The 9048-nt window shown below is 50.0% G+C and carries 12 protein-coding genes; 6 read left to right on the top strand and 6 right to left on the bottom strand.

The features are described 5' to 3' along the window. The 3 genes from NNO02_RS12390 to coaD form a co-directional block, all read left to right on the top strand. Positions 1 to 620: glycosyltransferase family 8 protein (locus tag NNO02_RS12390; RefSeq protein ID WP_271454909.1), on the top strand; the 620-nt coding region annotated here is incomplete at its 5' end. A gap of 246 nt (positions 621 to 866) precedes the next feature. Then, the gene (waaA, locus tag NNO02_RS12385) at positions 867 to 2144 is read left to right on the top strand and encodes a lipid IV(A) 3-deoxy-D-manno-octulosonic acid transferase (RefSeq protein ID WP_271442024.1); all 1278 of its coding nucleotides are present in this window, start codon (positions 867 to 869) and stop codon (positions 2142 to 2144) included. 8 nt (positions 2145 to 2152) lie between these two features. After that, entirely contained in the window at positions 2153 to 2632 is a 480-nt protein-coding gene (gene coaD / locus NNO02_RS12380; RefSeq protein ID WP_271442023.1) for a pantetheine-phosphate adenylyltransferase, read from the top strand. 49 nt (positions 2633 to 2681) lie between these two features. On the opposite strand, the gene mutM is transcribed toward coaD, so the two are convergent. The 4 genes from mutM to radC all read right to left on the bottom strand — a co-directional run bounded on the left by mutM (position 2682) and on the right by radC (position 4955). After that, positions 2682 to 3491, bottom strand: a complete 810-nt coding sequence (gene mutM, locus NNO02_RS12375; protein ID WP_271442022.1) for a bifunctional DNA-formamidopyrimidine glycosylase/DNA-(apurinic or apyrimidinic site) lyase — start codon at positions 3489 to 3491, stop codon at positions 2682 to 2684. Positions 3492 to 3589: 98 nt separating this feature from the next. After that, the gene (gene rpmG, locus NNO02_RS12370; RefSeq protein ID WP_003024094.1) at positions 3590 to 3757 is read right to left on the bottom strand and encodes a 50S ribosomal protein L33; all 168 of its coding nucleotides are present in this window, start codon (positions 3755 to 3757) and stop codon (positions 3590 to 3592) included. 20 nt (positions 3758 to 3777) lie between these two features. After that, a complete protein-coding gene (gene rpmB / locus NNO02_RS12365) occupies positions 3778 to 4014 on the bottom strand; it encodes a 50S ribosomal protein L28 (protein ID WP_003024071.1) in 237 nt (78 codons plus the stop codon). Positions 4015 to 4289: 275 nt separating this feature from the next. Beyond that, positions 4290 to 4955, bottom strand: a complete 666-nt coding sequence (gene radC / locus NNO02_RS12360) for a RadC family protein (protein WP_271442021.1) — start codon at positions 4953 to 4955, stop codon at positions 4290 to 4292. Between the two features lie 171 nt (positions 4956 to 5126). Between radC and coaBC the strand changes: the two genes are divergently transcribed. The 3 genes from coaBC (at position 5127) to slmA (ending at position 7496) form a co-directional block, all read left to right on the top strand. After that, positions 5127 to 6347 carry a bifunctional phosphopantothenoylcysteine decarboxylase/phosphopantothenate--cysteine ligase CoaBC gene (gene coaBC, locus NNO02_RS12355; RefSeq protein WP_271454910.1) on the top strand — a complete coding sequence of 407 codons (1221 nt, stop codon included), beginning with the start codon at positions 5127 to 5129 and terminating at the stop codon, positions 6345 to 6347. Then, positions 6325 to 6783 carry a dUTP diphosphatase gene (gene dut, locus NNO02_RS12350; RefSeq protein ID WP_061066835.1) on the top strand — a complete coding sequence of 153 codons (459 nt, stop codon included), beginning with the start codon at positions 6325 to 6327 and terminating at the stop codon, positions 6781 to 6783. Before coaBC ends, dut begins: the two co-directional genes overlap by 23 nt. Before the next feature lie 116 nt (positions 6784 to 6899). Then, the gene (gene slmA, locus NNO02_RS12345; protein ID WP_003827257.1) at positions 6900 to 7496 is read left to right on the top strand and encodes a nucleoid occlusion factor SlmA; all 597 of its coding nucleotides are present in this window, start codon (positions 6900 to 6902) and stop codon (positions 7494 to 7496) included. Between the two features lie 82 nt (positions 7497 to 7578). Here the strand turns inward: slmA and pyrE are convergent, their stop codons facing one another. Together pyrE and rph are read right to left on the bottom strand one after the other, a co-directional pair. Continuing rightward, positions 7579 to 8220 (bottom strand): orotate phosphoribosyltransferase, encoded by a 642-nt coding sequence (gene pyrE, locus NNO02_RS12340; protein ID WP_271442020.1) that lies wholly within the window; start codon positions 8218 to 8220, stop codon positions 7579 to 7581. A 65-nt stretch (positions 8221 to 8285) separates the two neighbouring features. After that, a complete protein-coding gene (gene rph, locus NNO02_RS12335) occupies positions 8286 to 9002 on the bottom strand; it encodes a ribonuclease PH (protein ID WP_003024054.1) in 717 nt (238 codons plus the stop codon). Positions 9003 to 9048 lie beyond the last annotated feature (46 nt).

The following is a 9048-nucleotide window of genomic DNA, read 5'->3' as shown; positions in this document are numbered from 1 at the left end:
TATATCTTGACTCTGATATTATATGTAAAGGAAGCCTTGCCTCGCTACTCACGGAAGAATTTAATGGCAATGTATTAATGGCTGTCCATGATAGCTTTGTCGATACGTCTGCTGTTGCCGGTATCAATCCAGGCCTGTACTTCAACTCAGGCTTTATGTATTTTAATCTTCCAGAATTAAAAGATACTAATTTGACTCTGCAGGTCATTTCAAAGGTCAATGAAAACCGTTTTTCACATCCCGATCAGGATGCGTTGAACGTTCTCTTCAATGATCGCGTAAAAATTCTGGACCATAAATTCAATTCATTCTTTAACATCGATACGTTAGCCAAGAAAGGTGGTGATGCCTTTAAAATCACATCACAAACGGTATTCATTCACTATGTCGGCGTCACTAAACCCTGGCATGACTGGGCGCAATATTATGCTGAAGTCGAATACTTCAAAATAGCCAGAGAGAATTCGCCGTGGAAAGATATTCCTTTATTGGCGCCTACTACGTATAAACAGCTATCGCGGAAAAGCACACATTTAAAACACAATGGTCATCTCCTCGGTGCTTTTATTTTCTATGTTAAGTATTTAGTTAACAAATATCAAACACAGAAAAAACGCTAATACTCTGATATTATTATCTTTTCAGGAATGGTTGTGTCTCTGGCATATTGCATAAAATGATCGATTTTTATGACCATAACCATTCCGTTTTTAGCCTTCCACTGCAGAGATTACAAAGCGGGACAACACAACTCAGGCCCCCTTTCTCGTGATCCGTACAGTTTCCTCAAAAAATCAGCAAAAATGATGGTAAAGCCATAGTTAAATACATAGAATCCCCAGCACATCCATAAGCCAGCTACTATTATGCTAGAATTGCTTTACACCGCCCTTTTCTACCTTATTCAGCCTCTGATCTGGATACGGCTTTGGGTGCGCGGACGTAAAGCTCCGGCGTACCGTAAACGCTGGGGTGAACGCTACGGTTTTTATCGCCGCCCACTGAAACCAGGCGGCATCATGCTCCATTCAGTTTCCGTGGGTGAAACGCTGGCAGCAATCCCATTAGTCCGCGCTCTGAGACATCGTTACCCCGATTTGCCGATCACGGTTACCACCATGACGCCAACCGGTTCTGAGCGCGTGCAATCTGCTTTTGGCACAGACGTTCAACATATCTATCTTCCCTATGATTTACCGGATGCACTGAACCGTTTCCTGAATAAAGTTGACCCCAAACTGGTGTTAATTATGGAAACCGAGCTCTGGCCAAATTTGATCGCTGCACTGCATAAGCGCCATATCCCGCTGGTCATCGCCAACGCACGCCTTTCCGCACGTTCAGCCACTGGCTACGCTAAATTAGGGAAATTTGTTAGCAGGCTATTACGCCGCATTACGCTGATTGCTGCACAAAACGAAGAAGATGGCGCTCGCTTCATTGCATTGGGAGCCAGAAGCAATCAGGTCACCGTCACCGGTAGCCTGAAGTTTGATATTTCCGTCACCCCACAGCTGGCCGCTAAAGCAGTTACGTTACGACGCCAGTGGGCACCTCATCGCCCGGTATGGATTGCGACCAGCACGCATGACGGGGAAGAAAGCATCATCATCGCAGCTCATCAGGCGCTGTTACATCAGTTCCCGAATCTTTTATTGATTCTGGTTCCCAGACACCCTGAGCGCTTCCCGGATGCCATTAACCTCGTACGCCAGGCTGGTCTAAGCTTTACCACACGCTCTTCTGGCGAAGTTCCGTCCTCAAGTACCCAAGTGGTTATTGGCGACACGATGGGTGAGCTGATGCTGCTGTACGGCATTGCCGATCTTGCTTTTGTCGGCGGCTCTCTGGTTGAGCGTGGTGGGCACAACCCACTGGAAGCAGCGGCACATGCTATTCCTGTATTGATGGGCCCGCATACCTTTAACTTCAAAGATATTTGCGCCCGACTGGAACAGGCAAGTGGGTTGATCACCGTCACTGACGTCACCACGCTGGTGAAAGAGGTTTCGTCCCTACTGACCGATGAAGATTATCGTAATTTTTATGGTCGCCATGCTGTTGAAGTACTGTACCAAAACCAAGGCGCGCTACAGCGTCTGCTGCAGCTGCTGGAACCTTACCTGCCACCCAAAACGCATTGAGGGCTGTCATGCAAAAACGGGCGATTTATCCAGGAACCTTCGATCCCATAACTAACGGCCATCTTGATATCGTGACACGCGCGACAAGCATGTTTGATCACGTGATCCTGGCAATTGCCGCAAGCCCCAGTAAAAAACCGATGTTCACGCTGGAAGAACGCGTTCAACTGGCACAGCAAGCAACGGCGCATCTGGGTAATGTAGAAGTCATGGGATTTAGCGATTTAATGGCAAACTTTGCCCGCGATAATCAGGCCAATATTCTGATTCGTGGCCTGCGTGCTGTGGCTGATTTTGAGTATGAAATGCAGTTGGCGCACATGAACCGCCACTTAATGCCTCAACTGGAAAGCGTCTTTTTGATGCCTTCTAAAGAGTGGTCGTTTATTTCATCATCGCTGGTTAAAGAAGTCGCCCGCCACCAGGGTGACGTGACCCACTTCCTGCCGAAAAATGTTCATCAGGCGCTAATGGATAAGCTGAAGTAGTGCATTTAGCCGGGTAAGCCGACAAGGTTTATCCGGCCTGCAATGGATGTTATTTCTGACAGCGACGGCAGTAGAACGTCGTTCGCTGAGCGTGCTTAGTCGCAACAATTGGCGCTCCGCATACGCGGCAAGGCTCACCTTCACGTCCATAAACCTGTAATTCCTGAGCAAAATAGCCCGGCTTGCCGTCACTTTGCAGAAAATCTTTCAGCGTCGTTCCACCCTGTTCGATAGAGCGCAGCAATACAACCTTAATAACGCGTACCAGCAGCTCACACTCATCTTTCGACAGCGATGATGCCAGGCGGTCAGGGTGGATGCCAGCCGCAAAGAGAGACTCACTGGCGTAGATATTTCCCACCCCCACTACCAGCTTATTATCCATCAGCCAGGGTTTTATCGCCGTTTTCTTCTTTGCGCATTTCTGCTGGAGATAAGCGGCGTTGAAATCGTCGCTCAGCGGCTCTGGGCCAAGATGAGCGAGGACATTATGTCCATCCAGTTCTTTCGTCCACAGCCAGGCGCCAAAACGTCGAGGATCGGTATACCGCAGGACTTTGCCATTACTCATCACTAAGTCGACGTGATCATGCTTTTCTGCGGGAAGTTCTTCAGGAAGAATACGCAGACTACCCGACATCCCCAGATGAATGATAATCCAGCCATCCGCCAGTTCCAGCAGCAGGTATTTCGCGCGGCGCTGTACGCTCAGCACAGGTTTATCGCTCAGGCGATAGATTTCCTCAGATACCGGCCAGCGCAAACGACCATTACGCACAGTGGCGTGTAGAATCTTCGCCCCTACCAGATGCGGCTCAATACCACGGCGACTGGTTTCGACTTCAGGTAATTCAGGCATAACATCTCCGGCGCTGTAACGGGTCTCATTAATATGGGGACGGCCAGAAAACAAAAAACCCCGCCGAGGCAGGGTTTTTCTTTACATCAAAACGAAAATTATTTGATTTTCGCTTCTTTGTATAAAACGTGCTGACGGACAACTGGATCGAATTTTTTCAGTTCCAGTTTTTCCGGCTTAGTACGTTTGTTCTTCGTAGTGGTATAGAAGTGACCAGTACCAGCAGAAGAAACCAGCTTGATTTTCTCACGAATACCTTTAGCCATGATTTATTTCCTCTTAGTACTTAGTACTTTTCGCCACGGGCACGCAGTTCGGACAGAACTGTTTCGATGCCTTTCTTATCAATTACACGCATACCTTTAGCAGATACACGCAGGGTGACAAAACGCTTCTCGCTCTCAACCCAAAAACGGTGAGAGTGCAGGTTAGGCAGGAAACGGCGTTTAGTCGCGTTCAGTGCGTGGGAACGGTTGTTACCGGTCACCGGACGCTTGCCAGTAACTTGGCAGACTCGGGACATGTCTATTCTCCAAAAATCAAATTAGCTCGAGCTTCGTATGGGGTATTGGCGCCTCGTCAGGCTTCTCAGCCCGGTTATCGCAGTTCAATACACTTAATCGTTCATACTGCAACGTCGTTGGATGCCGAATGAATGATTTTATGTATTTGCGAACTCTCGATTGCCAGGCCCAAATGCCAAACCCGAGATTCTCAAAGGTGGCGTAGTATACGCTGAGTCAGCGATGTGCTCAAGTCCCGAACAGACAAAGATCCCGATGGATCGCGTAAAGTGCGTTAAATCCAACCGCGTTCCGCTAAAGAAACGTACTCTCCGCGCCCAATTATCAGATGATCAAGCACCCGGATATCCATGAACTGACAGCATTTCACAACACGCTCGGTGATGAGTTTATCTGCTTTGCTCGGCTCTGCACACCCCGAGGGGTGATTATGCGCAAGGATCACCGCCGACGCATTCATTTTTATCGCTTCGCGGACAATTTCTCGCGGATGCACCTCTACATGGCTAAGCGTCCCGGAAAAAAGTTTGCTGTGTTTTATCACTCGATGTTGCGAATCCATGAAGATCACCAAAAAGATCTCGCGCTCTTCTTGCGATAGCTGACTTTGCAGAAACTCGCGTGCCATTTCCGGGCTAAGTATCGACCTTTCTTCTATCACTCGCACGTCGTAGTAGCGTCTTGCCAACTCAGCAATGCCCTTAAGCTGAGCGTACTTCGCAAGGCCAATGCCTTGAACCAGGCTAAAATCCATGTAGTCAGCCGACAACAAGCCGTAAAGCGAATCAAATTGCTGTAGCATTTCTTTCGCCAGCGTCAGGACATCTTTTCCCCTGATTCCAGTGCGTAAAAACAGCGCCAGTAACTCGACGTCCGTCAGTGAATTGACCCCAAACTCCATCATCTTTTCCCGGGGCATCAAACATCCTGTATTTTTCATGCTTCTCCTCCCTTTCGCATCCGCATGGTGGCATAACACCAGCGGTGGATCGATGCTCTGTTATCCATTCCTCGTGGCGCTTCGCAAAGTGGATCACGGTCAAAAGCACGATAAATGATGGAGTGTGATAAAATATCCGCCTTCTGGTGTAACCCAACAGGAAAGATCATGATGAGCCTGGCCGGTAAAAAAATTGTACTTGGCGTCAGTGGTGGCATTGCTGCGTACAAAACCCCTGAGTTGGTACGTCGCTTACGGGAACGTGGTGCAGACGTCCGCGTAGCAATGACTGACGCGGCAAAAGCCTTTATTACTCCCCTGAGCTTACAGGCAGTTTCGGGCTATCCGGTATCCGACAGCCTGCTTGACCCCGCTGCTGAAGCCGCAATGGGTCATATTGAACTGGGTAAGTGGGCCGATTTGGTTATTCTGGCCCCCGCCACGGCAGATCTGATTGCTCGCGTCGCAGCAGGTATGGCCAACGATCTGGTTTCAACAATCTGTCTGGCAACCCCTGCTCCTGTTGCAGTGCTGCCGGCCATGAACCAGCAAATGTACCGCGCCGCCGCAACTCAACATAATCTTGGCGTCCTCGCCTCCCGCGGTTTACTCATTTGGGGACCCGACAGTGGTAGTCAGGCATGTGGCGACATCGGTCCTGGCCGTATGCTGGATCCCTTAACAATTGTGGATATGACGGCAGAACATTTTTCTTCTGTAAACGATCTGCAACATCTCAATATCATGATAACCGCGGGCCCAACGCGCGAACCGCTTGATCCTGTGCGTTATATTTCCAACCATAGCTCCGGGAAGATGGGATTTGCTATCGCCGCCGCAGCAGCCAGACGCGGGGCGAATGTCACTCTGGTATCGGGCCCCGTTTCTCTGCCCACGCCTGCTTTTGTACAGCGCGTAGATGTCATGACGGCATTAGAAATGGAAGCAGCCGTGCAATCTTCAGTGCAGCATCAGCATATTTTTATTGGCTGCGCCGCAGTTGCTGATTATCGCGCGGAGACCGTCGCCCACGAAAAAATCAAAAAGCAGGCGACGCAGGGCGATGAATTAACAGTAAAAATGATCAAGAACCCGGATATTATTGCCGGTGTTGCCGCACTGGATGCTAACCGTCCTTTTGTCGTTGGGTTTGCCGCCGAAACAAATAATGTGGAAGAATATGCCCGGCAAAAACGCCTCCGCAAGAACCTTGATGTGATCTGTGCGAACGATGTTTCGCTTTCTACTCAAGGATTTAATAGCGACAGCAACGCATTACACCTTTTTTGGCAGGATGGAGATAAAGTCTTACCGCTTGAGCGCAAAGAACTCCTGGGCCAACTATTACTCGACGAGATCGTGACCCGTTATGATGAAAAAAATCGACGTTAAAATTCTGGACCCGCGCGTAGGGAAACAATTTCCGCTCCCGACGTACGCCACCTCTGGTTCTGCCGGACTTGACCTGCGTGCCTGCCTTGATGACGCCGTAGAATTAGCGCCTGGCGCAACAACGCTGGTGCCAACCGGGTTAGCCATCCATATCGCCGATCCTTCACTGGCCGCAGTGATGTTGCCACGCTCAGGTCTGGGTCATAAGCACGGTATCGTACTGGGTAACCTGGTCGGTTTGATTGATTCCGACTATCAGGGTCAGCTGATGGTGTCTATCTGGAACCGTGGCCAGGATAGCTTCACCATTGAGCCAGGCGAACGTATTGCACAGATGGTCTTTGTACCGGTTGTGCAGGCTGAATTTAATCTGGTGGAAGAGTTTGAAGCCACCGATCGTGGCGAAGGCGGCTTCGGCCATTCCGGGCGCAAGTAACCCGTAGAGAAGCATCCCTCAGCGTAATAACGCAATAACATACCGCAAACAGTCGTTTGCGGTCGCTGTGTGGATGCCTGCCTGGCAAGTGCTTATTTTCAGGGGTATTTTGTAACATGGTAGAAAAGCAAACTGCGAAAAGGAATCGTCGCGAAGAAATACTTCAGTCTCTGGCGCTGATGCTGGAATCCAGTGATGGAAGCCAGCGTATCACGACAGCAAAACTGGCAGCCTCTGTGGGCGTTTCCGAAGCGGCATTGTATCGCCATTTTCCCAGCAAGACCCGCATGTTCGATAGCTTGATTGAGTTTATCGAAGATAGTCTGATTACCCGTATCAATCTGATCTTAAAAGATGAAAAGGACACCAACGCACGTCTGCGTCTGATCGTTCTGCTGATTTTAGGATTCGGTGAACGTAACCCCGGTCTGACGCGCATTCTGACCGGGCATGCGCTCATGTTTGAACAGGATCGTCTGCAAGGCCGTATTAACCAGCTTTTTGAACGCATTGAGGCACAGTTGCGCCAGGTTCTGCGAGAAAAAAGAATGCGTGAAGGCGAAGGTTACACTGTAGATGAAACGCTGCTGGCCAGTCAGTTACTGGCTTTCTGTGAAGGTATGTTATCTCGTTTTGTGCGCAGCGAATTTAAATACCGTCCAACGGATGACTTTGACACCCGCTGGCCGTTAGTTGCCGCACAGTTGCAGTAACGACTTCGTTTTGTCCGGCCTACGTAAACCGTAGGCCCGGTAAGTGCGTAGGCCGGATAAGCGCAGCGCCATCCGGCAGTTCTTATACGCCGAACTCTTCGCGATATGCTCGCACGGCTGCCAGATGTTCTGCCATTTCAGGCTTCTCTTCCAGATAGGCAATCAGGTCTTTCAGAGTAATAATAGAAATCACCTTGCAACCATAGTCACGCTCTACTTCCTGGATAGCTGAAATCTCGCCACGCCCACGTTCCTGACGATCGAGAGAAATCAATACGCCAGCAAGCCGTGCGCCATTCGCCTGGATAATCTCCATTGACTCACGAATCGCTGTCCCGGCGGTGATCACATCATCAACCAACATCACACGTCCTTGTAGCGCGCTCCCCACCAGGTTGCCGCCTTCGCCGTGGGTCTTCGCCTCTTTACGGTTAAAGCAGTACGGTAAATCTTTGTCGTGATGCTCCGCCAATGCAACCGCTGTTGTGGTAGCGATAGGAATACCTTTGTACGCAGGGCCAAACAGCAGATCAAAATCAATACCGGAATCCACCAGCGCCTCGGCATAAAAACGGCCTAACAGTGCCAGGTCGCGCCCGGTATTAAACAGCCCGGCGTTGAAGAAATAGGGGCTTTTGCGCCCGGATTTCAGCGTAAATTCGCCAAACTTTAGTACCTGCTTGCTAAGCGCAAACTCAATAAACTGGCGCTGATACGGTTTCATGGATTCGCTCCTCATCTCACTTTATTACAGACAAAAAAAAGGCGACTAATCAGTCGCCTTTAAAATCAATTTTCTAACGCCGCCTTCTGCGTCGCTACAATGGATTCAATTCCCCCTCGGGCCAATGCCAGTAGGGTGAGTAGCTCTTCGTGGCTGAACGGCTCACCTTCTGCCGTACCTTGTACCTCAATAATGCGACCGTCCTCGGTCATCACCACGTTCATGTCGGTTTCTGCGGCAGAATCTTCAACGTATTCCAGGTCGCAGAGCGCTTCGCCATTTACAATACCTACGGAGACTGCCGCAACCATCCCTTTCATTGGGTTGGTTTTCAGCTTACCGCTTGCTACCAGTTTGTTCAGCGCGTCAGCCAAAGCGACGCAGGCACCGGTAATGGATGCGGTACGCGTACCACCATCAGCCTGGATAACATCGCAGTCCAGCGTAATGGTGAACTCGCCAAGAGTTTTCAGGTCAACTGCTGCACGCAGCGCACGCGCAATAAGACGCTGGATCTCCATGGTACGGCCACCCTGCTTACCTTTTGCCGCTTCACGTGCGTTACGGGTATGCGTGGCACGAGGCAACATGCCATATTCTGCGGTGATCCATCCCTGGCCCTGGCCTTTCAGGAAACGCGGAACACCTTCATCAATAGACGCGGTGCACAACACTTTGGTATCACCAAATTCGACCAGCACGGAGCCTTCAGCGTGTTTTGTATAATTACGGGTCAGGGTGACGGGACGCACCTGATTGGCACTACGACCTGCTGGACGCATGATAAAATCTCCGGCTTGAAACGAATGTGGCTGCGCATTATACGGA

The sequence above is a fragment of the Citrobacter sp. Awk 2 genome, from assembly GCF_028069815.1.
Lineage (GTDB): Bacteria > Pseudomonadota > Gammaproteobacteria > Enterobacterales > Enterobacteriaceae > Citrobacter.
Note: the sequence above shows the minus strand (reverse complement) of the source record. Positions and strands in the feature narration are given on the sequence as shown.

What these genes read in the sequence shown, in the direction of transcription:
- dut (WP_061066835.1), top strand. Translation starts at nt 6,325, where the DNA reads ATGATGAAAAAAATCGACGTTAAAATTCTGGACCCGCGCGTAGGGAAA.
- slmA (WP_003827257.1), top strand. Translation starts at nt 6,900, where the DNA reads ATGGTAGAAAAGCAAACTGCGAAAAGGAATCGTCGCGAAGAAATACTT.
- pyrE (WP_271442020.1), bottom strand. Translation starts at nt 8,220, where the DNA reads ATGAAACCGTATCAGCGCCAGTTTATTGAGTTTGCGCTTAGCAAGCAG.
- coaBC (WP_271454910.1), top strand. Translation starts at nt 5,127, where the DNA reads ATGAGCCTGGCCGGTAAAAAAATTGTACTTGGCGTCAGTGGTGGCATT.
- radC (WP_271442021.1), bottom strand. Translation starts at nt 4,955, where the DNA reads ATGAAAAATACAGGATGTTTGATGCCCCGGGAAAAGATGATGGAGTTT.
- rph (WP_003024054.1), bottom strand. Translation starts at nt 9,002, where the DNA reads ATGCGTCCAGCAGGTCGTAGTGCCAATCAGGTGCGTCCCGTCACCCTG.
- waaA (WP_271442024.1), top strand. Translation starts at nt 867, where the DNA reads ATGCTAGAATTGCTTTACACCGCCCTTTTCTACCTTATTCAGCCTCTG.
- rpmB (WP_003024071.1), bottom strand. Translation starts at nt 4,014, where the DNA reads ATGTCCCGAGTCTGCCAAGTTACTGGCAAGCGTCCGGTGACCGGTAAC.
- rpmG (WP_003024094.1), bottom strand. Translation starts at nt 3,757, where the DNA reads ATGGCTAAAGGTATTCGTGAGAAAATCAAGCTGGTTTCTTCTGCTGGT.
- coaD (WP_271442023.1), top strand. Translation starts at nt 2,153, where the DNA reads ATGCAAAAACGGGCGATTTATCCAGGAACCTTCGATCCCATAACTAAC.
- mutM (WP_271442022.1), bottom strand. Translation starts at nt 3,491, where the DNA reads ATGCCTGAATTACCTGAAGTCGAAACCAGTCGCCGTGGTATTGAGCCG.